21 protein-coding genes, 2 tRNA genes and 1 riboswitch are annotated in these 23,931 nt (G+C 60.0%); of the genes, 10 read left to right on the top strand and 13 right to left on the bottom strand.

Features of this window, described 5'->3' with window-relative positions; translation table 11 throughout:
- Positions 1–2 precede the first annotated feature (2 nt).
- The gene (locus tag ACXHRN_RS22880; RefSeq protein WP_488638582.1) at positions 3–440 is read right to left on the bottom strand and encodes an Lrp/AsnC family transcriptional regulator; all 438 of its coding nucleotides are present in this window, start codon (positions 438–440) and stop codon (positions 3–5) included.
- A gap of 120 nt (positions 441–560) precedes the next feature.
- Here ACXHRN_RS22880 and rocF point away from each other — a divergent pair, with 120 nt between their 5' ends.
- The 4 genes from rocF (at position 561) to ACXHRN_RS22860 (ending at position 7,516) form a co-directional block, all read left to right on the top strand.
- Positions 561–1,484, top strand: a complete 924-nt coding sequence (gene rocF, locus ACXHRN_RS22875) for an arginase (protein WP_488638581.1) — start codon at positions 561–563, stop codon at positions 1,482–1,484.
- Positions 1,481–2,545 carry an ornithine cyclodeaminase gene (gene ocd / locus ACXHRN_RS22870; protein WP_488638580.1) on the top strand — a complete coding sequence of 355 codons (1,065 nt, stop codon included), beginning with the start codon at positions 1,481–1,483 and terminating at the stop codon, positions 2,543–2,545. Before rocF ends, ocd begins: the two co-directional genes overlap by 4 nt.
- 409 nt (positions 2,546–2,954) lie before the next feature.
- Positions 2,955–4,151: an efflux RND transporter periplasmic adaptor subunit gene (locus ACXHRN_RS22865; protein ID WP_488638579.1), complete on the top strand. Its 1,197-nt coding sequence runs from the start codon at positions 2,955–2,957 to the stop codon at positions 4,149–4,151.
- A gap of 14 nt (positions 4,152–4,165) precedes the next feature.
- Positions 4,166–7,516, top strand: a complete 3,351-nt coding sequence (locus tag ACXHRN_RS22860; RefSeq protein ID WP_488638578.1) for an efflux RND transporter permease subunit — start codon at positions 4,166–4,168, stop codon at positions 7,514–7,516.
- Positions 7,517–7,707: 191 nt separating this feature from the next.
- On the opposite strand, the gene ACXHRN_RS22855 is transcribed toward ACXHRN_RS22860, so the two are convergent.
- Positions 7,708–7,781, bottom strand: a tRNA-Gly gene (locus ACXHRN_RS22855).
- 72 nt (positions 7,782–7,853) lie between these two features.
- A complete protein-coding gene (locus tag ACXHRN_RS22850) occupies positions 7,854–8,945 on the bottom strand; it encodes a 2'-deoxycytidine 5'-triphosphate deaminase (RefSeq protein WP_488638577.1) in 1,092 nt (363 codons plus the stop codon).
- Between the two features lie 69 nt (positions 8,946–9,014).
- Positions 9,015–9,093, top strand: a riboswitch (SAM riboswitch).
- A gap of 51 nt (positions 9,094–9,144) precedes the next feature.
- On the opposite strand from ACXHRN_RS22850, the gene ACXHRN_RS22845 reads away from it, so the two are divergent.
- From ACXHRN_RS22845 to ACXHRN_RS22835, 3 genes are all read left to right on the top strand, one after another.
- Positions 9,145–10,329, top strand: a complete 1,185-nt coding sequence (locus ACXHRN_RS22845; protein WP_488638576.1) for an O-succinylhomoserine sulfhydrylase — start codon at positions 9,145–9,147, stop codon at positions 10,327–10,329.
- Positions 10,330–10,399: 70 nt separating this feature from the next.
- On the top strand, positions 10,400–12,178 hold the full coding sequence (locus tag ACXHRN_RS22840; protein WP_488638575.1) for an IlvD/Edd family dehydratase: 1,779 nt from the start codon (positions 10,400–10,402) through the stop codon (positions 12,176–12,178).
- A gap of 111 nt (positions 12,179–12,289) precedes the next feature.
- A complete protein-coding gene (locus ACXHRN_RS22835) occupies positions 12,290–12,523 on the top strand; it encodes a BrnA antitoxin family protein (RefSeq protein ID WP_488638574.1) in 234 nt (77 codons plus the stop codon).
- 68 nt (positions 12,524–12,591) lie between these two features.
- On the opposite strand, the gene ACXHRN_RS22830 is transcribed toward ACXHRN_RS22835, so the two are convergent.
- The 3 genes from ACXHRN_RS22830 to ACXHRN_RS22820 form a co-directional block, all read right to left on the bottom strand.
- Positions 12,592–12,843: a helix-turn-helix domain-containing protein gene (locus ACXHRN_RS22830; protein WP_488638573.1), complete on the bottom strand. Its 252-nt coding sequence runs from the start codon at positions 12,841–12,843 to the stop codon at positions 12,592–12,594.
- A gap of 247 nt (positions 12,844–13,090) precedes the next feature.
- Positions 13,091–13,167: transfer RNA gene (locus ACXHRN_RS22825), tRNA-His, on the bottom strand.
- 145 nt (positions 13,168–13,312) lie between these two features.
- Positions 13,313–14,203, bottom strand: a complete 891-nt coding sequence (locus ACXHRN_RS22820) for a fatty acid desaturase family protein (RefSeq protein WP_488638572.1) — start codon at positions 14,201–14,203, stop codon at positions 13,313–13,315.
- 122 nt (positions 14,204–14,325) lie between these two features.
- Between ACXHRN_RS22820 and ACXHRN_RS22815 the strand changes: the two genes are divergently transcribed.
- On the top strand, positions 14,326–15,240 hold the full coding sequence (locus tag ACXHRN_RS22815) for a LysR substrate-binding domain-containing protein (protein WP_488638571.1): 915 nt from the start codon (positions 14,326–14,328) through the stop codon (positions 15,238–15,240).
- Between the two features lie 6 nt (positions 15,241–15,246).
- Here the strand turns inward: ACXHRN_RS22815 and tam are convergent, their stop codons facing one another.
- Together tam and ACXHRN_RS22805 are read right to left on the bottom strand one after the other, a co-directional pair.
- Positions 15,247–16,017, bottom strand: coding sequence for a trans-aconitate 2-methyltransferase (tam, locus tag ACXHRN_RS22810; RefSeq protein ID WP_488638570.1), 771 nt, complete (start codon positions 16,015–16,017; stop codon positions 15,247–15,249).
- 85 nt (positions 16,018–16,102) lie between these two features.
- Entirely contained in the window at positions 16,103–17,518 is a 1,416-nt protein-coding gene (locus ACXHRN_RS22805) for an aldehyde dehydrogenase family protein (RefSeq protein ID WP_488638569.1), read from the bottom strand.
- A 93-nt stretch (positions 17,519–17,611) separates the two neighbouring features.
- On the opposite strand from ACXHRN_RS22805, the gene ACXHRN_RS22800 reads away from it, so the two are divergent.
- Positions 17,612–18,502, top strand: coding sequence for a LysR family transcriptional regulator (locus ACXHRN_RS22800; RefSeq protein WP_488638568.1), 891 nt, complete (start codon positions 17,612–17,614; stop codon positions 18,500–18,502).
- Positions 18,503–18,505: 3 nt separating this feature from the next.
- Here ACXHRN_RS22800 and ACXHRN_RS22795 read toward each other — a convergent pair whose 3' ends face one another.
- The 4 genes from ACXHRN_RS22795 to ACXHRN_RS22780 form a co-directional block, all read right to left on the bottom strand.
- Positions 18,506–18,970 carry a MarR family winged helix-turn-helix transcriptional regulator gene (locus ACXHRN_RS22795; RefSeq protein ID WP_488638567.1) on the bottom strand — a complete coding sequence of 155 codons (465 nt, stop codon included), beginning with the start codon at positions 18,968–18,970 and terminating at the stop codon, positions 18,506–18,508.
- A 15-nt stretch (positions 18,971–18,985) separates the two neighbouring features.
- Complete coding sequence (locus ACXHRN_RS22790; RefSeq protein ID WP_488638566.1) at positions 18,986–20,065, bottom strand: alkene reductase; 1,080 nt, start codon at positions 20,063–20,065, stop codon at positions 18,986–18,988.
- A 109-nt stretch (positions 20,066–20,174) separates the two neighbouring features.
- A complete protein-coding gene (locus tag ACXHRN_RS22785) occupies positions 20,175–21,293 on the bottom strand; it encodes an NAD(P)/FAD-dependent oxidoreductase (protein ID WP_488638565.1) in 1,119 nt (372 codons plus the stop codon).
- 75 nt (positions 21,294–21,368) lie between these two features.
- Entirely contained in the window at positions 21,369–22,322 is a 954-nt protein-coding gene (locus tag ACXHRN_RS22780; protein ID WP_488638564.1) for a LysR family transcriptional regulator, read from the bottom strand.
- A 141-nt stretch (positions 22,323–22,463) separates the two neighbouring features.
- Here ACXHRN_RS22780 and ACXHRN_RS22775 point away from each other — a divergent pair, with 141 nt between their 5' ends.
- On the top strand, positions 22,464–23,231 hold the full coding sequence (locus ACXHRN_RS22775; RefSeq protein WP_488638563.1) for an ABC transporter substrate-binding protein: 768 nt from the start codon (positions 22,464–22,466) through the stop codon (positions 23,229–23,231).
- A gap of 162 nt (positions 23,232–23,393) precedes the next feature.
- On the opposite strand, the gene ACXHRN_RS22770 is transcribed toward ACXHRN_RS22775, so the two are convergent.
- Positions 23,394–23,930 carry a GNAT family N-acetyltransferase gene (locus tag ACXHRN_RS22770; protein ID WP_488638562.1) on the bottom strand — a complete coding sequence of 179 codons (537 nt, stop codon included), beginning with the start codon at positions 23,928–23,930 and terminating at the stop codon, positions 23,394–23,396.
- Position 23,931 lies beyond the last annotated feature (1 nt).

Genomic DNA, 23,931 nt, shown 5'->3' with positions numbered 1-23,931 from the left:
TGTCACAGCCGCGCTTTGGTGCTCCGGGGCGTGGCCAGCAACAGGCTGGTTTCGCTGCCGATGATGCCGGGTATTAGTCGGATGCGCCGAAGCACGGCGTCAAAGTCGGTCAAAGTCGCAGCGCCCAGCTCTGCGATCAGGTCCCAGCGGCCATTGGTCGTGTGCACGGCGCCGACTTCGGCAAGGCCGCCAAGCGAGCGGATGACCTTGTCGGCCGAATGGCCCTCGACATCGATCATCATGATGCCGCGCACCGGCAGGTCGACCGCATCCGATTTCAGGATCACCGTGTAGCCCAGAATATCGCCGGATTGCTCGAGTCGCTCCATGCGAGCCCGGACCGTGGCGCGCGCAGCACGCAGCTCGATCGCCAGATCGGAGACGCTGCGTCGTCCATTGTGCCTGAGCAGCGTGATTAGCTTGTGATCGAGATCATCCATATGCCAGTTTGATATCCATATTGACCAAAATGATAAGTTATTCCAATACAATTGCCAAAGCAATATGTTCACATCGCCAGTTCAGCGTGGTTCAATGCCGTTCAATAGAAGGATATCGGAATGTTGGTAAAGTTGCTGGGTGCGCCGGTTCAGGATGGCGCAGGACGACGTGGCTGCGATATGGGGCCTGCAAGCTTTCGTGCAGCGGGTCTGGCGGAGTCGATTGTCGAGCTTGGTCATGATGTCATCGATCTCGGCGATGTCGCCAAGGCGCCGCTGAAGAGCCACGAACACGCCAATCCGGCTCTGAAGCAACTCGCCGAAACCGTGGCCTGGATCGAGGCGCTCTCCGATGCCGCCTATCATGCGAGTGCTGACGGCATGCCGGTGTTTCTCGGCGGCGATCACAGCCTGTCGGCCGGTACGGTCTCGGGCATTGCGCGCCGGGCAAATGAGGCGGGCCGCCCGCTCTTCGTGCTCTGGCTGGACGCCCACACTGATTTCCATTCGCTGGTCACCACCGAAAGCGGCAATCTGCACGGCACGCCCGTTGCCTATTTTACCGGCCAGCCGGGCTTTGACGGTTATTTCCCGCCACTCAGCACCAAGGTCGACCCCACCAATGTCTGCATGGTCGGCATCCGAAGCGTTGATCCCGCCGAGCGCAGGGCGATCAGCGCTGCCGGCATTCAGATCTGCGACATGCGGACGATCGACGAGGAAGGTATTGCCGCCCCGCTCAAGCGTTTCCTCAAGCAGGTTCACAACGCCAACGGCATGCTGCATGTCAGCTTCGACGTGGATTTTCTCGATCCCTCGATCGCACCGGCTGTCGGCACGACCGTACCAGGCGGAGCGACATTCCGCGAGGCGCATCTGGTCATGGAAATCCTCCATGACAGCGGTCTTGTCTCCAGCCTCGACCTGGTCGAGCTCAACCCTTTCCTCGACGAACGCGGCCGCACGGCAGTCTTACTGGCCGATCTGGCCGCGAGCCTTCTCGGCAAGCGCGTCATGGACCGCCCCACTAGGAGTTTTTTATGAACCCGATCCCCAACCTCAACGTTGTTCCCTTCGTCAGCGTCGACAACATGATGAAGCTGGTCATGCGGATCGGCATCGAGCGGTTTATGACCGAACTGGTTACCTATCTTGAAGAGGATTTCCGCCGCTGGGAGATGTTTGACAAGAGCCCACGGGTGGGGTCGCACTCCGCCGAGGGCGTGATCGAGCTGATGCCGACCAGCGACGGCACGCTCTACGGCTTCAAATATGTCAATGGCCACCCCTACAACACCCGCAGCGGCCGTCAGACGGTCACGGCCTTCGGCGTGCTTGCCGATACCGCCAACGGCTATCCGATGCTGATCACCGAGATGACCATCCTGACGGCGCTGCGCACGGCAGCGACCTCGGCCATGGCTGCCAAATATCTGGCGCCGAAGGGTGCACGCACCATGGCGATCATCGGCAACGGCGCACAGTCGGAATTCCAGGCGCTGGCTTTCAAGGCCGTACTCGGCATCGACAAGCTCCGCCTCTATGACATCGACGCCAATGCGACGAAGAAATGCGCCAAGAACCTCGCCGCTTACGGCTTTGAGATTCTCCAGGCGTCAACGCCCGAAGAAGCCGTTGCCGGCGCCGACATCGTCACCACCGTGACCGCCGACAAGAAGAATGCCACGATCCTGACCGACAACATGGTCGGCGAAGGCATCCACATCAACGCCGTCGGCGGCGACTGCCCGGGCAAGACCGAGCTGCATCGCGACATCGTCCTGCGTTCGGATATTTTCGTCGAGTACCCGCCGCAGACCTGGATCGAAGGCGAGATCCAGCAGTTGCCGAAGGATCATCCGATCCACGAACTCTGGAAGGTGATTTCCGGGCAGGAACCGGGACGTTCCAGTGATCGCCAGATCACCCTGTTTGATTCCGTCGGTTTCGCAATCGAGGATTTTTCCGCACTTCGCTATCTCCGTGACCGTCTGCAGGGCAGCGGTCTTTATGAGCAACTCGACCTGCTCGCCGACCCCGACGAGCCGCGCGACCTCTTCGGCATGTTGCTGCGTTCGGTTAAACCTGCTGTGAACGTCGCCTGACGTATTGGTCATACCGTTTTCATGCGATCTCAGCATAACTTAACAAAATAGCATGTTGAAATCGCATGCATTTACTCGAATCCATCTAAAACTGTTACCTCTGGGTAACAGATATGAAATTGATTTTTACCATCTGGTCGAATATTCCGAATTTTCGCGCGTCGAGAGGCATTCTTGTCTTGTGCAACGCGAAAGAATATCCACATAGGTCTCCATAAGCAGACCCATGAATGGCGCCGGCACAGCCGGATCATGACAATTTCGGGCTGGGGAACGGGTATTATAGCGCGCCCACGAGGACCGGTTGACGCCGCACAAGTGCAGGCAGACGGTGCGTGGCGGTGTAACGACAGATCGTTGCAGAGCGCTTACCCCGGAAAACAGCAGACTGACGAGAGGGAAGTTCGTAATGCTCAATTCCAAGAAAGCAGTCCTTCTGGCTGCCTCCATGCTGCTGGCAGCGCCTGCATTTCCAGCCTTGGCTGCCGAGGAGACTGTAGCCAAGGCTCCGGCCGCAAGCGCAAGTTTCCCGGCAATCCGCGTGGTTTCGACTGCTGAGCGCACCTTGACCGATCGCGTCATCGTCACCGGCACGGTTGAGGCAGTCGAGGAAGTCTTTGTCCAGCCGCAGGTCGAGTTGCTGCGGATCGAAAAGCTGAATGCCGATGTCGGCGACACGGTGAAAGAGGGCCAGACGCTCGCCACCCTCAGCGAAAATGCGCTCATCCTGCAGAAGAGCCAGCTGCAGGCCAACCGCGCAAAGGCGGAAGCAGTGGGCGCCCAGTTGCTGGCGCAGCTAGCCGAGGCCAAGGCCAATGAGGCTGAGGCAATCCGCCAGGCCAATCGTGCCGAGAAGCTTGTCAAGAGTGGTGCATTCGCCGTCGGTGAGGCAGAGCAGCTGCGCGCCACCGCGACCGCTGCAACCGCGCGGGTCAATTCTGCCGACCAGGCAATCCTGGCCAACAAGGCGGATGTCAACGTGGTCGACGCCCAGCTCGACGATATCGATCTGAAGCTTGCCCGCACCGCCGTCAAGACGCCGGTGGGCGGCGTGATTTCAGCGCGCAATGCCAAGGTCGGCGCCATTGCCATCAGCACCGGCGATCCGCTGTTTACCGTCATCCGCGACAATGCGGTGGAATTGAACGCCGATGTCGCCGAGGGCGATATCCTCAAGCTCAAGCAGGGCCAGACAGTACATATGTCGGTCGCAGGCACCTTGACCAAGGTCGACGGCACGGTTCGCACGATTGACCCCGTGATTGACGCGACCACCCGTCTGGGCTCGGTGAAGATTGCCATCGACGATCCCGCTATTGCCAGAATCGGCATGTATGCAAGCGCTGAGATTGTTGTTTCGGAGCGCAAGGTGTTGAGCCTGCCCCTGACGACGGTGAACAGCGAGAAGGATGGTTTCTACGTCCGCAAGGTTGTAGATAACAAGGTAAAGCTGACGAAAGTGGTGACCGGCGTGCAGGATGGCGACTTTGTCGAAATCCAGAGCGGGCTGGCGGCCAATGATGTCGTCGTCGAAAAAGCTGGCGCCTATGTCCGGGATGGTGACCGCATCAACCCGGTCTTTCCCAATAAAACCGCGTCGAACTGACGGAGCAGTAAGTCATGAACTTTTCCGCCTGGGCCATCCGTAATCCGATAGCGCCGCTTTTGGCGTTCTTCCTGCTGCTCGTGCTCGGCATCAGCTCGTTCTTTGCGCTGCCGATCACCCGATTTCCGAATATCGACGTGCCAATCGTTTCCGTCAGCGTTGCGCAGGCAGGTGCGGCACCGGCCGAACTCGAAACGCAGGTGACCAAGGAAATCGAAGATGCAGTCGCCGGCATCACCGGCGTGGACTTCATCCAGTCGACCGTCAATGACGGCGTGTCGACCACCGCGATCATGTTCAAGATCGAAGTGCCTTCCGATAAGGCGCTTCAGGACGTCAAGGACGCGATCGACCGAATCCAGTCCGATCTTCCGGCGACCGCCGAAACCCCTGTCGTCACCAAGATCGACGTCGAAAGCAACGCGATCCAGACATTCGCGATCTCATCGCCGAACATGACGCTCGAGGAGCTTTCGTGGTTCGTCGACGACACGGTCAAGCGCGCCCTTCAGGGCAAGCCCGGCATTGGACGCATCGACCGCTTCGGCGGCGCCGATCGCGAAGTTCATATCGAGCTCGATCCGGGCAAGCTGAATTCCTACGGCATCACGGCAGCCGATGTGAACAAGCAATTGCGCGACACCAATGCTGACCTCGGCTCAGGCCGCGGCCAGGTGGCGGGCGCCGAGCAGGCAATCCGTACATTGGGCGACCAGCGCGACGTCAAGGCGCTGGCCAATACGACCATCTATGTCTCGGCCAATCGCTTCGTGAAGCTTGCCGACCTCGGTACGATCAAGGACACCTACAAGGAGCCGACCTCGTTCTCGCGCTTCGACGGCAACCCGGTGGTTTCCTTCGCCGTGTTCCGCTCCAAGGGCGCATCCGAAGTCACGGTCGCCGAGACGGTTGCGGCTGGCCTGAAGGACATCCGCGCCAAGAATCCGGACGTGAAAATAGAGCTCGTCGATGACGCGGTCTATTTCACCTACGGCAACTATGAATCCGCCATCGACACCCTGATCGAGGGCGCGCTTCTGGCGGTTATCGTCGTCTTCCTGTTCCTTAGGAACTGGCGCGCTACCCTGATCGCGGCCATCGCATTGCCGCTTTCGGCTATCCCGACCTTCTGGATCATGGATATGCTGGGCTTCTCGCTCAATCTGGTGAGCTTCCTGGCATTGACGCTGGCGACGGGTATTCTCGTCGATGACGCGATCGTCGAAATCGAGAACATTGCCCGCCATATCAAGATGGGCAAGACGCCTTATCGCGCGGCGATCGAGGCGGCCGACGAAATCGGCCTCGCTGTTATCGCCACCACATTCACGATCATCGCAGTGTTCGCGCCGGTGTCGTTCATGGGCGGTATTCCCGGCCAGTACTTCATCCAGTTCGGCCTGACCGTGGCGATCTCGGTGTTCTTCTCGCTGGCTGTTGCCCGCCTGATCACGCCGATGATGGCTGCCTACCTCATGCGGTCGTCGGACGCCGATGTCGGCCATGACAGTCATGAGAACGATGGCTTGCTGATGCGCGGTTATTCGCGCTTCATCACGGCAACGACGGGCCACTGGTATAGCCGCTATGCGACGCTGCTTTGCGCCATTGGCTTTCTCGTCGGTTCAGTGATGCTGTTGGCACAGGTGCCAGGTAGTTTCATGCCGCCGGAAGATTCCGGCCGCGTTATTCTCTCCGTCGAGCTGCCTCCGAGCGCAACGCTTGCGGACACCGATGCGGTGACCACCGAGGTCTCCAATCGCATCAAGGACATCGAAGGCATTGACAGCATCTATGTCATCGGCGGTTCCTCGCCGAAGGGGGACCTGGAGCTTCGCCGCGCTTCCGTCTACGTCAACCTCAAGAGGATCGAGCAATCGCTGGTCAAGACGCTTGTCAACAAGGGCCTGGGCGGGCTGCCGGTTGTCGGGGCCTATGTCCCGAAGATGGAAGTGCATGGCCGCACGATTCCGCAATGGGATATCGAGACCGAGATCTTCAAGCGCGTTGGCGATATTCCCGATGCGCGTATCCTGAAGCTCAACGACCGCGGTGAGCGCGACATCGCCTACAACTTCACCTCGCCCAACGCCGAGGACCTCGATAACGCAACCGCAGTGCTTGAAGCCAAGCTGCGCCAGGAGCCGCAACTGCAGAATGTCGGCTCTGAAGGTGCCTTGCCGCGTTCGGAAATCCAGATCCGTCCGGACCCGATCCGCATGGCCCGGCTAGGCATCACCACCGCCCAGGTCTCCGAGCTTGTGCGGGTGGCGACGATCGGCGATGTCGATACCGCGCTTTCCAAGGTCTACCTGGATGACCGGATGATTCCGGTCCGCGTGCAGCTCGATCTTGAAGTCCGCCGCAACATGGCCGAGATCAAGGCGCTGAAGGTGCCGACGAATTCCGGCGCCGTCGTTCCGCTGTCATCGGTTGCCGATGTCAACTATTCGGAAGGCCCAAGCACGATCAAGCGTTACGACCGAAATCGCGTCGTCACCTTGGGTGCCAGCTTGCCGCCGGGCGTTGCCCTGGATACGGCGACGGCCGCGTTCACAAAGGCAATCGATCAGGCCAAGCTGCCCGCCACCGTCCAGAAGCTGGAAAGTGGCGACACCAAGATCCAGGGCGAAATGGTCCAGGGCTTCGTCAAGGCGATGCTGCTCGGCCTGATGCTGGTGCTCGGTGTGCTGATCCTGCTGTTCAAGGACGTCATCCAGCCGTTCACCATCCTGTTCTCGCTGCCGCTCGCCATCGGCGGCGTGGCGGTGGGGCTGATCGTCACCGGCAACTCGCTGTCGATGCCGGTGCTGATCGGCATCCTGATGCTGATGGGTATCGTCACCAAGAACGCCATCCTGCTCGTAGACTTCGCCATCGAGATGATGCATCGGGGCATGAAGCGCACCGAAGCCATGGTGGAAGCCGGCCGCAAGCGCGCCCGACCGATCATCATGACCTCCATCGCCATGTCGGCCGGCATGCTGCCCTCGGCGCTCGGCGTCGGCGAAGGCGGTGCCTTCCGCGCGCCGATGGCAATCGCCGTTATCGGCGGCATCATCGTCTCGACCGTGCTGTCGCTGGTCGTCGTGCCCAGCTTCTTCCTGATCATGGATGACCTCTCGCGGCTGCTCGCCTGGATCTTCGGCCGCCTGGTCGGCAAGAAGGACGAGGAGCAGGAAGTGATGGAAAATGCGGAACTGACGCGCATCCTCAACGACAACAGCCGCACCATCTCTTCGCTCGAGGAGCGGCTGCAATCGCTGGAAGCCGAGCGGCCTGTCGCCGAAGGCAAGCCGGGCTCCTCCAGGAGCCGCCATCCCGCCGCCAACGATATCCAGGACAAGCCGCTCGCGGCGGAATGACTGGATCAAGCGATCTTTGAAGAACAAAAGGCCGGCGAGATGTTCGCCGGCCTTTTCCGATGTGGATAGCTCTGTTTCGCCCGTGCGGAGGATATGCATCGAACCGCTCCGAGGTCTTCGAGCGCGAAACAAGGTTCACAAGCAGTATGCGGCGACGAGTGACGCGCGATATCGCTAAGCTATTGAAGATGTGGAGCGGGTGAAGGGAATCGAACCCTCGTATTCAGCTTGGGAAGCTGCTGCTCTACCATTGAGCTACACCCGCGCTCACAATCCAATTCCACGGGATGCGCCGTCCTGTCAAGCGCATTTGCGCGGCACATCCCGTGAGGCTGGCTCACTCCGGTGCGCGAAAATGCTTGGACAACTTCAGGCCCTGCGCCTGGTAGTTCGAGCCGAGCCCGGTGCCGTAGAGTGCTTCGGGCAGTTCCCGCATATGCTCGTAGACCAGCCGGCCGATGATCTGGCCATGGTCGAGGATGAAGGGCACATCGTGGCTGCGCACTTCGAGCACCGCGCGCGAACCGGTGCCTCCGGCACTGGCATGGCCGAAGCCCGGATCGAAGAAGCCGGCATAGTGCACACGGAATTCGCCCACCAGCGGATCGAACGGCACCATCTCGGCCGCATAAAGCGGCGGCACATGCACGGCCTCGCGACTGACGAGGATGTAGAACTCGTCGGGATCGAGGATCAACTCGTTCAGGCCACGGCTGTAAAGCGGCTCCCAGAAATCGTAGATGTCATGGGCGGCCTTGACATCGACGTCGATGACGGCCGAATGCCGCTTGCCGCGATAGCCGATCAGACCATCGGGACCGCTACCCTTGAGGTCGATCGACAGTGCGATCGAGGAACCGGAGATCGCCGGCGTCTCGCTCGCCACCAGCGTTTCCGCCAGATGCAGCGCCAGCATCTCGTCTTCGCGCAGCAGCGCCTGACCGTCGCGGAAGCGGATCTGCGACAGCCGCGAGCCACGCCGCACAATTACCGGAAATGTCTTGGGCGAAATTTCGAGATACAGCGGTCCCTTGTAGCCGGCCGGGATCTTGTCGAACTCCTGGGCGTAATCGGTGATCACGCGCGTGAAGATATCGAGGCGGCCGGTCGAACTCTTGGGATTGGCCGAGGCAGACAGGATTTCCGGGAGTTCCAGGCTTTCGAGCAGGGGCACGATGTAGACACACCCCGTCTCCAGCACAGCACCCTCTGCGAGGTCGAAGACATGCAGGCTGAGGCGTCCGAGCTTGTCGGAAACCCGCTTTGAGGGGCCGGGAAGAAACGAAGCGCGCACGCGAAATGCCTTCGAACCCAGGCGCAGGTCAAGGCTGGCAGGCTGGATCTGGTCGGCCTCGAGGGGTTTCTCGGCCTTTAGTCGGCCCTCGTCGAAAAGCGCCTTTATTGCGCGGTCTGCCAAAATTCCAGCCATTGATCCTCACTTTGCCCGGACAATAGAAATCCCGCATCATTGACGCAAGCCATGAGATCAGGTAAGCCCGCTTTATCCCGTGGTGATTTGGCCGGCCGGCTTGCAGCCACGTAAAACAAGTAGCTAAAAAGGCCGGGTTCGTGATGAAACCGGCTTGCTTTACGCGGCCGGTTTTTTGTTTTGAAGGTGGGTTCAAGAAATGAGCAAGAACTGGCGGCCGGCAACCAAACTCGTCCACGGCGGCACTTTGCGTTCGCAATTTGGTGAAACTTCGGAAGCAATCTTCCTGACGCAGGGCTTTGTCTATGACTCCGCCGAAGCGGCTGAAGCCCGGTTCAAGGGCGAAGACGATGGCTTCATCTACGCGCGATACGGCTCCCCCACCAATGACATGTTCGAAAAGCGCATGTGCATGCTCGAAGGCTCTGAAGATGCGCGCGCCACGGCATCCGGCATGGCTGCTGTTTCTGCCGCCATCCTCTGCCAGCTGAAGGCCGGCGACCACATCGTCGCGGCCCGCGCCCTGTTCGGCTCCTGCCGCTGGGTGGTCGAGACGCTGGCGCCGAAATACGGCATTGAATGCACGCTCATCGACGGCAAGAACGTCGAGAACTGGGAAAAGGCCGTGCGTCCGAACACCAAGGTGTTCTTCCTGGAAAGCCCGACCAACCCGACGCTGGAAGTTGTCGACCTGATCGGCGTCGCCAAGCTCGCCAACCAGATCGGCGCCAAGGTCGTAGTCGACAATGTGTTTGCGACGCCACTGTTCCAGAAGCCACTCGAACTCGGCGCCCATATCGTCGTCTATTCCGCCACCAAGCATATCGACGGCCAGGGCCGCTGCCTGGGCGGCGTCGTGCTGTCCGACAAGGAATGGATCGACGCCAACCTGCATGACTACTTCCGTCATTCGGGCCCGGCCATGTCGCCCTTCAATGCCTGGGTGCTGCTCAAAGGTCTCGAGACAATGGCGCTGCGCATCAAGCAGCAGACGGAAAGCGCTGCCCGCCTTGCCGATTTCCTGGCCGGCCACAAGGCCGTCTCCAAGGTCATCTATCCCGGCCGCAAGGACCATCCGCAGGCCGATATCATTGCCAGGCAGATGACCGGCGGTTCGACACTGGTGGCATTCGAGCTCAAGGGCGGCAAAAGCGCTGCTTTCTCCGTCCAGAACAAGCTGGAAGTCGTCAAGATTTCCAACAATCTCGGCGATGCCAAGAGCCTGATCACTCATCCGGCCACCACCACCCACAAGAACCTGACTGAAGAAGCCCGTGCCGAACTCGGCATCTCGTCCGGCCTGCTGCGGCTGTCGGCGGGCATTGAGGATGGTGACGATTTGATCGAGGATTTCGATCGGGCTCTTGCCGGAATCGCCAGCTAAAGCAATATATTACGGCCTCGATTTTCGGGGCCGTTTTGATTCCGGAATGATTTGGGAGGATTGTTTGATCATGTCTGATAAGCCCGTGCGCCGTCTGCGTTCGCAGGACTGGTTCGACAATCCCGATCACATCGACATGACGGCGATCTATCTCGAGCGCTTCATGAATTATGGCATCACGCCGGAAGAGCTGCGCTCGGGCAAGCCGGTCATCGGCATCGCTCAGTCGGGCAGCGACCTGACGCCCTGCAATCGCGTCCATGTCGAACTCGCCAAGCGCGTCCGCGATGGCATCCGCGACGCTGGCGGTATCCCCATTGAATTCCCCACCCATCCGATCTTCGAAAACTGCAAGCGGCCCACGGCAGCCCTTGATCGCAATCTTGCGTATCTCGGCCTGGTCGAGATTCTCTACGGCTATCCGCTCGACGGCGTGGTACTGACGACCGGCTGCGACAAGACGACACCGTCGGCCATCATGGCGGCATCGACAGTCGACATTCCGGCAATCGTTCTGTCGGGCGGACCGATGCTGGATGGCTGGCACGAGGGCAAGCTTGCAGGCTCCGGCACCGCGATCTGGCAAGCACGCCGCAAAATGGCCGCGGGCCAGATTGACGGGGAGGAGTTCCTGCAGATCGCCATGGATTCCGCACCCTCCGTCGGCCATTGCAATACGATGGGCACCGCCTCGACCATGAATGCCCTAGCGGAGGCGCTGGGCCTGTCGCTGACCGGCTGTGGCGCCATTCCCGCCGCCTATCGCGAGCGCGGCCAGATGGCCTATCGTACAGGTCGCCGGGCCGTCGAGATCGTGCTCGAAGATCTCAAGCCGTCCGATATCCTGACGCGCGAGGCCTTCCTCAATGCCATTCGCACCAATTCGGCGATCGGCGGCTCGACCAATGCCCAGCCGCATCTGGCCGCGATGGCCAAGCATGCCGGCGTTGAGCTTTATCCAGAGGATTGGCAGGTGCACGGCTTCGATATCCCGCTGCTGGCCAACATCCAGCCTGCGGGCGCCTATCTCGGCGAGAAGTACCATCGCGCCGGCGGCACGCCTGCCGTCATGTGGGAACTGCTTGAGAACGGCAAGCTCGATGGCAGCTGTCGCACAGTGACTGGCAAGACCATGGGCGAGAATCTGCAGAACCGCGAGGCCTCGGACCGTGATGTCATCAAGCCCTATGCCGAGCCTCTCAAGGAGCGCGCTGGCTTCCTGGTGCTGAGGGGCAATCTGTTCGATTTCGCGATCATGAAAATGAGCGTCGTTTCGGTCGAGTTCCGCAAGCGCTACCTGCAGGAGCCGGGCCGCGAAGGTGTGTTCGAGGGCAAGGCCGTGGTCTTCGATGGTTCGGAGGACTACCACAAGCGCATCAACGACCCCGACCTGAATATAGATGAAAACACCATTCTCGTCATCCGCGGTGCCGGCCCGATCGGTTGGCCGGGCTCGGCCGAGGTTGTCAACATGCAGCCGCCGGATCATCTCCTGAAGCGTGGCATCATGAGCCTGCCGACGATCGGCGATGGACGACAGTCCGGAACTGCCGACAGCCCGTCGATTCTCAACGCCTCGCCCGAAAGCGCGGCCGGTGGCGGGCTTGCCTGGCTGCGCAGCGGCGACATCATCCGCATCGATTTCAACCAGGGCCTCTGCAACATGCTGGTCGACACAACAGAGATCGAGCGCCGCAAGGGCGACGGCATCCCGGCTGTGCCGCCTGATGCGACGCCGTGGCAGCGCATCTATCGCCGCTCGGTTACCCAACTCGTCGATGGCGCCACGCTCGAAGGTGCGGCTGATTTCCGCCAGATCGCCAAGACCCCGCCGCGTCACAATCACTGACGCGGTTGCTCATAAGATAGCGGCGGCATTTTTCCGCCGCCGTGCTGCCATCCTTACGCCACTGCGGTAATGATATCTTCGAATCAAGCAATGCATCTGGGAAAGAGTAAAATGGCAAACACCCCGCGCCGGCCGGTCAATCCGATGGATGCAGCCCAAGCCCTGTTCAAGCCGGCCAAGCGGCCTGTTGAGGCGGCTGTCGAGCGCAAGGCTTTGCCGAGCGCCAAGGAGCTGGTGTCGATCAAGCTTGACAGCGCGGTTCTCGCGCATTTCCAGGAGGACGGCCCCGGTTGGCAGGAGCGCCTCAACGACATGCTGGTGCGGGCGATCGCTGCAAAGATCTGAGGGAGTAGCGGGCGCCCCATGCCCCGGAAGAGGGCGGCCGGCCCGATTGGGCCAGCGGCCTTGTCTAATTAGGATTGCTCGTCGAGAAGGCTCTCGAGCGAGACCTGCAATGCTGAGGCAATACGCTTCAGGCGTGCCGGATCGGCATCCTGGCCGTCTTCGATCTCGGTGATCTCCGCGCCAGTCAGGCCGCAAGTCTCGGCGAGATCGTCGATAGAGTAGCCGACCGACAGGCGGGCTGTTCTCACTTTGCTACCGACGAGCGATACGTCAACTGCACCCTGATCGTACTGATCCAAACGCTTGAGTGAAATGGTCATAGAGGGTCCCTTCGCTTTAAAGTCTGACGAAAATGACAGAGCTCCAATATCAATTGACTGTCCAATGGACGACTCGAGTTTTATGCTGCGAGTGCGAAGAGGGCAAGAACGGATAGGTAGTAGTTCCACTCGCTGGAGTCTGCCAGAGGCGCGGGGGAACGGCATGTCGGTGGGCTCGTCTGTCCGTTCGAACGGGCAGCATGCGCCGGATATGCTTCTTCAATCCTCAATACATTGATGTGGGGAATGGTACGGTTGGGGGGTCTCGAACCTCCGACCTCAGGAGCCACAATCCTGCGCTCTAACCAACTGAGCTACAACCGCTTAACCATTTCGAATGTGTGGCATTCGTGGGCGTCACATACGGGGGCTGGGATTTTTTTTCAAGCCCTTTCGTTGCGAATTTTCCGAATGAGCCATTATCACACTGAAATCAACGTCCTCGCGATCCCCTGGGAACAGCAAACACTCAGTGAAGGCCCTCGATATAGCGGGCATTGAACCTGACATAACCGTTCTCCACCACCTTCAGCTGGTCCTCGATGATCGCATGGAATTCCGGCAGGCGATGGAATGGCACGCCCGGATAGGAGTGATGCTCGGTGTGATAGGGCATGTTCCAGGCGAGCTTGCGCACCAGCCAGGTGGTTTTGGTGGTCCGCGTATTCTCCAGCATATTGGCGACGAAGGCGCAGCGGCCATGTTCGGCCAGCAGGTAGAGCCGGAGGAACGGCTGGCCGATCAATGCCGGCAGCAGCCAGACCCAGATCAGCACTGCGCTGTGGAAATAGATCGAAAGTGCCGTGAGCATCGCATACAGCGCCAGCGTTACCCGCGCCTCGTTCCTGACCTTCGGATAGCCTTTGGGCGGAATATAGCTGGCGCGGTTGCGGTCCAGCGCGTTGATGAACAGGCCTTTGATCTCGCCCCAATAGACCGGAATGCCCGAGACATGCACGATGTATTGCATCAGCGTATCGGGTTTCGGCGAGGCAAGTTCCGGGTCGTTTTCCGGATCCTGCGTGTAGCGGTGATGGGCGAAATGAAAATAGCGGAACCAGCCCGGCGGCAAGAACAGCAGGAAGCCTGAAACCCGCGCGGCAACATTGTTGATCCACGGCGTGCGAAATGGCGTCAGATGCACCGCCTCATGCAGGAGCGTGAACAGAAACACGATCAATATGCCCTGTGGCAGCAACAACAGCCACCAGAACGGCACCCGCGCGATGATCAGTGCACCCAGCAGGACAATCAACCCCCAATGCACAGCGAGATGGACCAGTCCGGCGCGATCGGACTTTTCGGTCAGCCGGTCGCGGACTTCAGGGGGCAGGGAAGCGATGATGGTTCGGTGGTCCATGGGAGTTCCCTTTCGTGTGACGCTCAACCTAGAGAAAATGCAATCTTCTTCAAAATGATATTTTCTGATATTCAGAAAAGACAAGCTTACTGATCGGATGGAAAATGGATGCGATTCCTTCGTTGCGTGGCCTGCAGGCATTTGATGCTGCCGCAAGGACCGGCAGCTTCGTCGCGGCCGCCGAAGAATTGCATGTTTCGCCCGCGGCGATCAGTCAATTGGTGCGGACACTCGAGGATCAGCTTGGCCGGAAACTGTTTCAACGGCTGAACCGCCGCATTATCCTGACCGAGGCCGGACGCGAGGCGCTTCCCCGCCTTGCCGCTGCATTCGAGGAGTTGCGGAACGTCAGCCGTAAACTTCGGGGCGGGGAGACGCGGCCGTCTCTGACCGTCTCGGTGCCACCGTCCATGTCGGTCGGATGGCTGCCGAAGCGGATCGCATCCTTCATTGCCCTCCACGGTCTGGTCGACATATCGATGCGAGGGGAAGATGACCCGGTGCCATTCGAGCGTGAACGCATAGACGTGAGGCTCTCGTATGGACGTTTTCACTACCCCGAACATGCCACTCAGGAGATCGTCACGGACGCGGTTTATCCGCTCTGTTCGAAAGACTTTCTTGCCCGGCATGGGAGCTTTGACACAGCGGCAGCACTGCTCGGTGCTCCTCTCATTCACACGGATTGGGGATCAGCGGCTGCCGCCTATCCTTCATGGCGCGGCTGGTTCGAAGCGCAGCGGACCGATCCCGGCAGGCAGATCCGGCACGGCTTGACAGCGAATGGATCGCGCACCGCGCTGGAATTGGCCGAGAGAGGGTTGGGCGTGGCTCTCGGTCAGGGAATATACGCGGCTGACACGGTGAAGGAGGGAAGCCTGGTCGTTGCCTTCGCCGATGCGTTCCGGCTTGGACAGCCCTATTGTGTGACCGTGCCTGAAGCAAGCACCCACAAGCCGATCGTCACCCTGTTCAGGGATTGGTTTGTCGCCGAATGCATCAATGCCGTCAAATCCCCGGAATTCGGCGCACGGTAATAACCATCAACGTTTGACAGCCACCATGAACATCCTCGGAAACCGGAACAGCACCCTGCCGTCCGTCATCGCTGGATAGGCGTTGGCGATCCGCGCGGTGTAGTCTGAGAGAAAAGCCTCGCGATACTCGGCTGGCACGCGGTCAAGATAGGTTCTCAGTCCTGTGCCCTTGACCCATTCGACGATACCAGCCGCGTTTTCCATCGGGTGGTTGTAGATCGTGTGCCAGATATCGACGCGGGACGATTTCGGCGCCAGTCGTTGGAAATAGACCGAGGGAGAAGGGAGCGCCGCGCGGCGGGCGCTTTTGCCTTCAAACGCCGTGCGCCATGGTCCGGCATGCGCTGATTCTTCCATCGACAGGTGGCTTGGCTCTTCAAGATTATCGGGCATCTGGATTGCCAGCACGCCGCCACGCACAAGCCCATCCATCAGCCGCTCGAAAATATCGAGATGGTTCGGCAGCCACTGGAAGACGGCATTGGCGTAGAGCAGATCGCAGGGCTGTTCGGGCTGCCAGATTGCGAGATCAGCCAGTGCGAATGGCGTATTGGGCAGACGCTTGCGGGCGGCTTCGAGCATGTTTTCATCGCTGTCGAGGCCCGAAACAGCCGCGGCGCCAAACCGTTCGATCAGCAATTCGGTTGAATTGCCCGGACCGCAGCCGAGGTCGACCGCGTGCTCGATATGCTCGAGTGGCACCTGGGCGAGCAAGTCGCGGGCCGGTCGTGTCCGTTCATCCTCGAATTTCACATATTGGGCGGGAGACCAGGACATCGCGCTACTCCTGAAATGCGGTTTGTCTGGTTTCCCATCGCAAGGCGCGGCGGTCAATGCCGCCGCGGCTCGGATTTCAGACGGCTTACGCACCCATCACCGTTTTCGGTTCCAGATAGGCTTCCAGCCCGTAGGTGCCGAATTCGCGGCCGATGCCGGATTGCTTGAAGCCGCCGAAGGGGGCGAACGGTTCGTGATGCAGTCCGTTGATCAGCACCCGGCCGGCTTGCAAGCGTGCTGCGACCTCGCGGGCGCGAGCAACATCGGCGCCGATCACTGCGGCCTGCAGGCCGTAGTCCGTGTCATTGGCAATGGCGATCGCCTCTTCCTCGTCGCGATAGGTGAGGATCGACAGGACCGGTCCAAAAATTTCCTCGCGGGCGATCACCATGTCGTTGGTGACATCAGCAAACACGGTCGGCTTGACGAAATAGCCTTCCAACCCGTTGGGCTTGCCTTCGCCGCCGGCCAGCAATGTGGCTCCGCTTTCCACGCCGAGCTTGATATAACGCTGTACGCGCTCCCACTGCTTCTGGCTGACCATCGGGCCGATTTCGGTTGCGGCGTCATTGGGATCGCCAACCCTGGTGTTCTCAACCACCTGCTTGGCGAGGCGGCCGGCTTCTTCGAGTTGGTCCTCATGCACGAGAATGCGGGTGCCGGCGATGCAGGCCTGGCCGGAATTGATGAAACCGGCGGCAACCGCCAGCGGAATCGCGGTTTCGAGATCGGCATCCGGCAGGATCACGGTCGGCGACTTGCCGCCAAGTTCCAGCGTCACGCGCTTCAATGTTTCGGTGGCATTGCGCATGATCGTCTTGCCGACCAGCGTCGAGCCGGTGAATGAGATCTTGGCTATGTCGCGGTTGGTCGAAAGTTCGTTGCCGACCACGTCGCCGAGACCATTGACGACATTGTAGAGGCCCTTTGGCAGGCCAGCATCATGCAGCGCCTCAAGCACCACTTGTGTCTGGATCGCGCTCATTTCGCTGGGCTTGATCACCACGGTGCAGCCGGCCGCCAGCGCTGTCGCCAGCTTGTTGCAGATGAAGCCGGCATTGGCATTCCAGGGCGTGATGAGCGCCGCGACACCGACGGGCTCCATCACCACTTCGGCACTGCCGATGCGGCGGCTGAGCGGATAGGTCTCCAGCGTCTTGGCAGCATCGAGGAAGGCCTGGGCGGCATAGACCGACGCCCAGCGGGCGCGTTCGGGTGGCGCGCCATATTCGAGCGTCATGGCGGCCGTCATATCGGCTTCGCGGGCGACCACGGCCTTGTGGAGACGGTGCAGCAATTCGACGCGCTCGGCAACGGTGCTGCGGGAATAGGTGACGAAGGCACGTTTGGCGGCGGCGATTGCCCGGCGCGTATCCTCGACATCGCCGAGCCGCACACTGCCGATCACTTTTGCGGTTGCGGGATTATAGAGATCGAAGCGTTCCTCACCGTGCGGCGTGACGAATTCGCCGTCGATATAGATCTGGTCGATGCTGTGCATGGCATATCTCCTTTTGATTGCCAAAAGATAGCGCTCTATGATTGATCAGATAAGCCGCATAAAAATGCATGCGATAATGCAGGAATCGAAACAATGCGTGACAGCACCAGCGAGTATGAAGCCATTGTCTGTCTGGCGCGGACCAGCAATTTCCGTGCGGCGGCCGCTGAACTTGGCATGTCGCCTTCCGCACTCAGTCATGCGGTGGCCGCAGTCGAATTGCGGCTCGGTATCAGGCTTTTCAACAGGACGACGCGCAGCGTGTCGCTGACTGAAGCCGGCGAGCAGTTCGTTGCCCGCATCGCACCGGCACTTGCCGATATTCGCAATGCGGTGGAGGAGGTCAATGTCCACCGCGAGACACCGATGGGCACATTGCGCATCAACACGTCGGTCGGCGCCTCGCACCAGTTCATGCCGACTGTGCTCGAATTCATGCGTCGCTATCCCGATATGAAGGTCGACATAACAACGGAGAACCGGCTGGTGGATATCGTCGCCGGCGGTTTCGATGCGGGTATCCGGCTCACGGAATACCTGCCGCAGGACATGATCTCGGTGCCGCTGGGCGACGAGCAGCGCATGGTCGTCGTCGCCTCGCCCGATTATTTCGCCCGACACGGTGTGCCGAAATCGCCGGCCGATCTGCTGGCGCATCGCTGCATTCGCATGCGCATGCCGAGCGGCAATGTCTGGGCATGGGAGTTCGAACGCCACGGCGAGCTGGTTAAGCTGGATGTCGACGGGTCGCTAACGCTCGACGAGCCCGAAAACATGATCAGCGCAGCGCTTGCCGGTATCGGCGTCGCCTTCATGAACGAATGGACGATCGTCGATCACATCGCCGATGGTCGGCTGGTGCGGGTCATGGACGAATGGACCCCGCCATTTCCGGGCCTCTGCCTCTATTATCCTGGCCGGCGGCATGTTCCGGCGGGACTTAGGGCAATGATCGATCTGATAAAAGAAAGAAGGGCGCTGTAACCCTCATTCCACGCAGGGCTTGATCTTCCCGGCGAGCGCGATCACCTGTCTTTGCTCGTCGATGGTCAGATCGCGGATTGTCAGCTTCTCGAGCTCGGCCCAGACGGCGGAGATCGCGGCTTGCGCCTGTCGGCCTTTGTCGGTGAGATAGACCTGGCTGATACGTCCGTCACCGGGACATTTGCGCCGTTCGATCAGGCCCTGCCGTTCCAGCCGGGTCAGTGATTTGGCGACGGTGGAATGGTCGAGGCCGGAGCTTTCGCAAAGCGACTTCTGCGGCTCCCCTTCCTTCTCGGCCAGCTTCATCATCAGGATTTCCTGGCCGGGAAACAGTCCGATATCGGAGAGCAATTGTGCTGCCCTCGCCCGATGAGACCGGGCAAGGGCGGAGATGGCATAGCTCACCGGATAGTCCGTCGAAAGACAGGCGCAGGGCGCAAGGAGTGCACTATCATCGGTGTCTTGCATGATGGTCCATGGCGGCTACGCAACCGCGCTTTCTTGTGATTGCAGTGTCGGATAATCCGTATAACCCTTTGCACCGCTGCTGAACAAGGTGGAGGTGTCCGGGGCGTTCAATTCGGCGCCGAGTTTCAGCCGCTCGACGATATCGGGATTGGCGAGCGCCCATATGCCGATCGGTGCGATATCTGCGAGACCCTTGTCGATATCCTGGCCAAGCGCCTCGACCGGTCGGCCGTTTCGGTTGACCAACAGCTTCTCCGACCAGCGGCCGCGGAGATCGACCAGCAGCGCATCATTGCCGAAGTGGTGGAGATGCAGATAGGCGAGCTTGAGCTTGTCGAGTTCGCTGACGAGGTAGCGATAGAGGTCTTCGCCTTCGGGACCATCGGACAGACCGCCGACTTCGAAGCCGGGCGAGAGGCGGATGCCGGTGCGTTCCGGGCCGATCTCATCGACAATGGCAGCAGCGACTTCGATCGCAAAGCGTGCACGGTTCTCGATCGAGCCGCCATAGATATCCGTGCGGATGTTGGCATTCGGGGCAAGGAACTGGTTGATCAGGTAGCCATTGGCAGCGTGGATTTCGACGCCGTCCATGCCGGCATCCACCGCATTGCGGGCTGCCTTGCGGAAGTCGTCGATGGTTTGCTTGATCTCGTCGAGCGTCAATGCGCGCGGCACGGGATTATCCTGCATGCCGGTCGGCGTGTAGATCTGCTGGCCAGATGCAATAGCGGATGGCCCCACCGGCTGGCGGTGATGCGGCGTGTTGTCGGGATGGGAAATTCGGCCGGCATGCATGATCTGCATGAAGATGTGGCCGCCATTGGCGTGCACCGCACTTGCGACCTTTTTCCAGCCCTCGATATGCGCTGGTGTGTGGATGCCGGGGGTCAGTGTATAGCCCTGGCCATCTTCGGAAGGCTGGGTGCCTTCGGTGATCAGAAGGCCGAGCGAAGCGCGCTGGGCGTAATAGGTGGGCACGAGGTCACTGGGGGTGCCATCGGCGTGGGCGCGGCTGCGGGTCATCGGGGCGAGCGCGAGCCGATGCGGCAGATGCACATTGCCGACCGTGGTCGGAGTCCAGAGTGAAGTCATGGCGAGATCCTTTTATGTGGTTGACCACATAAATCTAGGAACGAGATATGTGGTTGGCAACATATCTTCGAAAAGAAATTTTCCTTGGTGTTTTTGGGCAGACTGGAAGTTAGAAGCGCAGTGGAGAAAACTTCGCGGGATCAAGGCCTTCGCGCGAAAATCCTTGTGGTGGAGCTTCCCCCAGCAGCATCGAAGATGCCAGTGATCCCAGCGCTGGAGAGCTCAAGATCCCATATCCGCCTTGGCCCGCGAGCCAGAAGAAGTTCTCGTGATCCGGCGCCGGCCCGATCACCGGCAGCCGGTCGGCAGCAAAACTCCGCATGCCCGCCCAGCTCTTCGCCACCCGCTTGACGGTGAGCGTCGTGGCCTCCTCGAAATGATGCGCCGCCCAGGCGATGTCGATCTCCTCGGGTTGCACGTCACCCGGCTCGCAAGGTGTTTCATCGGCGGGCGATACCAGCATCCGGCGAGCATCCGGCTTGATGTAGAAGGTGTCGTCGAGTTCGTTGATCTCGGGCATGTCGGTCGGATCAATGTCGCCGGGCAGGTCGATGAGGATGGCTGTCCGTCGATGCGGTACGATGCCCATCGGCCGTATCCCGAAGATTTCGGCTGTTTTGTCGGCCCAGCCGCCTGCTGCGTTGACGACGGTTTTGGCTGCCAGCGATCCGCCTGGTGTTTCGATGCGCCAGTTCTGCCCATCGTGGCGAACGGATGTGACGCCGGCATCGGTTCTAATCTCGGTGCCTGCTCGCCTTGCACCTTTGACATAGCCCTGCAGCAGGCTCTCGACCTCGATGTCCCAGAAATCCGGATCGTGATAGGCGGCGGTCACATAGGCAGGATCGAGAAACGGCACCATGGACATGGCTTGGTCGACATCAAGCATCCTGAGTGGCGCATTGTGGACCTCGCCGGCAAAATGAGCCCTGAGCCGTTCCGCCTTGTCGGCATCGGCGATCATGATGCCGCCTCGGCGTTTGAGCAGCGGTGTATCGGAAAAGCCGGGTGGAGGGCTGTCGAGAAAGTCGCGGGAAATGGCCGCGAGCTGACAGACTTCGACGCTGTTGTAGCGCAACACGAATTCTGCCGCCGAACGTCCGGTCGAGTGGTAGCCGAGCGCGCTTTCGCGTTCGAGCACCACGACGCTGCGGCGATCACCGAGGAAATAGGCAAGCGACAGGCCTGCAATGCCGCCGCCGATAATGGCTATGTCGTAAGTCTGCATGGCTCGCCCCTGATTTCCGGGCGAACCTAAAGCGTCACGCACAGGCCTTCAAATTTATAGTCGGAAAGGTCGATATCAATTCTCTTGATAATGGAAAAGGTCATCGAATGTCTCCAGCCCATCCATATGCGCCAGGAACGCCGTTTCAGCGGGATTGAGGATCGCTGTGGGATTGGTGATCCGAAACACTTCGGCGATTGGCAGGATCTCGTAGGGCGGCAATTGCCATAGCTTTCCCTGCTCAGCCAGGGGCGCAGCCAGATGATGCGGCAGCATGCCGATGCCGACATTGGCCGCGACCAGCCTGATCACCTCCTCGACATGCGAGGAGACCGCCCGCACTTCATGGCCGAAGGAGCCCATGGCGCGAACGGCGGTGACGGCATTCATGTGCTGGCCACCCAACACATCAGCGGTAAAGGCGACATAGGGATCGCCGCGCAACGCGTTGAGATCGGCGCCGTCGACACCGAACAGCCGGTGGCCAGGACCGCAATAGAGTGCATAGCGTTCCTGCTTGTAAGGCAGCTTGTTAAGTCCTGGCGGAATGATGCCGTCGCACAACCCGACCGTGGCGATACCGCGCTCGACCGAGGTGATGACATCGGCCGTGGTTTCGATGGTCACATTCATCGTCACCTTGGGATGCATCTCGAAAAAACTCGACAGCCGCTCGTCCCAGCCGGGATGATGCGCATGGCTGACGGCGTGGACGCTGACATGACCGGAAACATCGGTCCCGGCGCTTTCGAGCACATCGGGCAACCGCACCACGGCGGCAAAGATTTCGCGCGCCTGCCGGTGCAGCCGTTCTCCCGCTTCGGTGACCTCGAACCGTCCCGGACGCCGGTCGATCAGCCGATGCCCGGTCGTCTGCTCGAGACGCTTGAGTGCCATCGACACGGCGGGTTGTTGCAGCAGCAGCCGGTTGGCTGCAGCGGTAATCGACCCTTCCTCGACCAGCACCACGAAAGTGCGGAGCAGGTTCCAGTCGAGATTGTGGGCAAAGCGCTCCAGCCGGCCTGCCATCAAAAGTCCCTCCAGGCTTGCGTGACAGGCAATAAATCACATTGATATTGACTATTGCAACTATCTATTTCGCTTATGTTGCAGCTGCGCATAGACTGGAAATCAAGGCATCGCAAAGGTGCCAGCAACAGGGGAATCTCAATGAAAAAGCTCGTACTCGCATTGGCCTTCGCGGCCATGTCCAGCCTTTCTGCACAAGCGGCCGACAAGCTCGTGATCGGCACGGAAGGTGCCTATCCACCATTCAATTTCGTCGATTCCGCCGGCAAGGTCGATGGTTTCGACATCGATATCGGCCTGGCACTCTGCGCCGAGATGAAGGTCGAATGCACTGTCGTGACTCAGGATTGGGACGGCATCATTCCGGCGCTGCAGGCGAAGAAATTCGATTTCATGATCGCCTCGATGTTCATCACGCCGGAACGTGCCCAGAAAGTCGCCTTCACCAAATCCTACTACAAGGCGCCGATGACCCACATCGCGCCGAAGGGTGCCAACATCACCGAGTTCACCAATGAAGCGCTGAAGGGCAAGACGATCGGTGCGCAAGCCGGCACGACCCAGGCCGAATATGCCACGGCCATGTATCCCGACGCCAATATCAAGCTTTACCCGACCCAGGACGAGGTCAATATCGACATGGTCAACGGCAGGCTCGATCTCGAAGTCGGCGACATGCTGCCGATGATGGCATGGCTGAACGGGGAGGACGGCAAGTGCTGCGAACTGATCGGCAAGCCGATCGGCGACGAGAAATATATCGGCCAGGGCGCCGGCATCGCGGTCCGCCTCGAAGATAAGGAACTGCTGGCAAAGCTGAATACTGCAATCGACGCGATCCGCGCCAACGGCACCTACCAGAAGATCAATGCCAAATACTTCCCGATCGATATCTACGACATGAAATAATCGCAGCGTCATTCCGACGACAGAGGCCGGCTTCATGCCGGCCTTTTGATTCAGGGATTGCTCATCTCGCGGTCGGGCTTCCGACATTCTCCAAGAAATTCCGCCGGCTGCGCCATGCACACAAGGCCGCGGACGTCATCATCTTTCGATGCGTCACGTCGCCTAGATCTGCTTGAACATGAAGGTTGCCGGATCGTAGTGATCGACGCGCGCGTCTCGGCTGTAGTTCGGGATGATCCCGGCCACCTGGAACCCCAGCGATGTGTAAAGCGTCTCGCCCTTGTCGCCTGTGCGGGTATCGAGGGTCAGCAGCGTGCGGCCGAGATCCGTTGCGATCCTCTCGATTTCCTTCATCAACATACGGCCGATGCCGCGTCGCTGGAACTCCGGATGCACCAGCAGTTTCTTGATATCGGCGCGATGCGGCTGGTTGGGTGGAGTGTCGTGGTCGAGCTGGACCGAACCGGCGATCCGACCATCCTGTCGGGCAACCAGCACGACAAGCCCGCCATCGGGCATGCGCGGCAGTACTTTCCTGCGCCAGAAGTTCTTCGCGTCCTCTATCGAATAGGGCAGGATGAAGTTGACGCTCGCTCCGTCGACGACGCAGGCCTGCAGGAGCCCGGCGAGTTCGTCGAGACTGGTCTCGACGTCTGTGGCGCTAAATTTAGAAAGTGTGATGGTCGGATCTGTCATCATC

The organism is Shinella sp. OV683, assembly GCF_057787725.1.
This window is presented reverse-complemented; position numbering and strand designations above follow the sequence as displayed.

Bases quoted from the DNA above. Each gene is read 5' to 3' on its own strand.
- ACXHRN_RS22865 (WP_488638579.1), top strand. From the start codon at position 2,955: ATGCTCAATTCCAAGAAAGCAGTCCTTCTGGCTGCCTCCATGCTGCTG.
- tam (WP_488638570.1), bottom strand. From the start codon at position 16,017: ATGTCCTGGTCTCCCGCCCAATATGTGAAATTCGAGGATGAACGGACA.
- ACXHRN_RS22785 (WP_488638565.1), bottom strand. From the start codon at position 21,293: ATGCAGACTTACGACATAGCCATTATCGGCGGCGGCATTGCAGGCCTG.
- ACXHRN_RS22805 (WP_488638569.1), bottom strand. From the start codon at position 17,518: ATGCACAGCATCGACCAGATCTATATCGACGGCGAATTCGTCACGCCG.
- ACXHRN_RS22790 (WP_488638566.1), bottom strand. From the start codon at position 20,065: ATGACTTCACTCTGGACTCCGACCACGGTCGGCAATGTGCATCTGCCG.
- ACXHRN_RS22775 (WP_488638563.1), top strand. From the start codon at position 22,464: ATGAAAAAGCTCGTACTCGCATTGGCCTTCGCGGCCATGTCCAGCCTT.
- rocF (WP_488638581.1), top strand. From the start codon at position 561: ATGTTGGTAAAGTTGCTGGGTGCGCCGGTTCAGGATGGCGCAGGACGA.
- ACXHRN_RS22820 (WP_488638572.1), bottom strand. From the start codon at position 14,203: ATGGACCACCGAACCATCATCGCTTCCCTGCCCCCTGAAGTCCGCGAC.
- ACXHRN_RS22860 (WP_488638578.1), top strand. From the start codon at position 4,166: ATGAACTTTTCCGCCTGGGCCATCCGTAATCCGATAGCGCCGCTTTTG.
- ACXHRN_RS22845 (WP_488638576.1), top strand. From the start codon at position 9,145: ATGAGCAAGAACTGGCGGCCGGCAACCAAACTCGTCCACGGCGGCACT.
- ACXHRN_RS22880 (WP_488638582.1), bottom strand. From the start codon at position 440: ATGGATGATCTCGATCACAAGCTAATCACGCTGCTCAGGCACAATGGA.
- ACXHRN_RS22835 (WP_488638574.1), top strand. From the start codon at position 12,290: ATGGCAAACACCCCGCGCCGGCCGGTCAATCCGATGGATGCAGCCCAA.
- ACXHRN_RS22795 (WP_488638567.1), bottom strand. From the start codon at position 18,970: ATGCAAGACACCGATGATAGTGCACTCCTTGCGCCCTGCGCCTGTCTT.
- ACXHRN_RS22840 (WP_488638575.1), top strand. From the start codon at position 10,400: ATGTCTGATAAGCCCGTGCGCCGTCTGCGTTCGCAGGACTGGTTCGAC.
- ocd (WP_488638580.1), top strand. From the start codon at position 1,481: ATGAACCCGATCCCCAACCTCAACGTTGTTCCCTTCGTCAGCGTCGAC.
- ACXHRN_RS22850 (WP_488638577.1), bottom strand. From the start codon at position 8,945: ATGGCTGGAATTTTGGCAGACCGCGCAATAAAGGCGCTTTTCGACGAG.
- ACXHRN_RS22830 (WP_488638573.1), bottom strand. From the start codon at position 12,843: ATGACCATTTCACTCAAGCGTTTGGATCAGTACGATCAGGGTGCAGTT.
- ACXHRN_RS22800 (WP_488638568.1), top strand. From the start codon at position 17,612: ATGCGTGACAGCACCAGCGAGTATGAAGCCATTGTCTGTCTGGCGCGG.
- ACXHRN_RS22780 (WP_488638564.1), bottom strand. From the start codon at position 22,322: ATGGCAGGCCGGCTGGAGCGCTTTGCCCACAATCTCGACTGGAACCTG.
- ACXHRN_RS22770 (WP_488638562.1), bottom strand. From the start codon at position 23,930: ATGATGACAGATCCGACCATCACACTTTCTAAATTTAGCGCCACAGAC.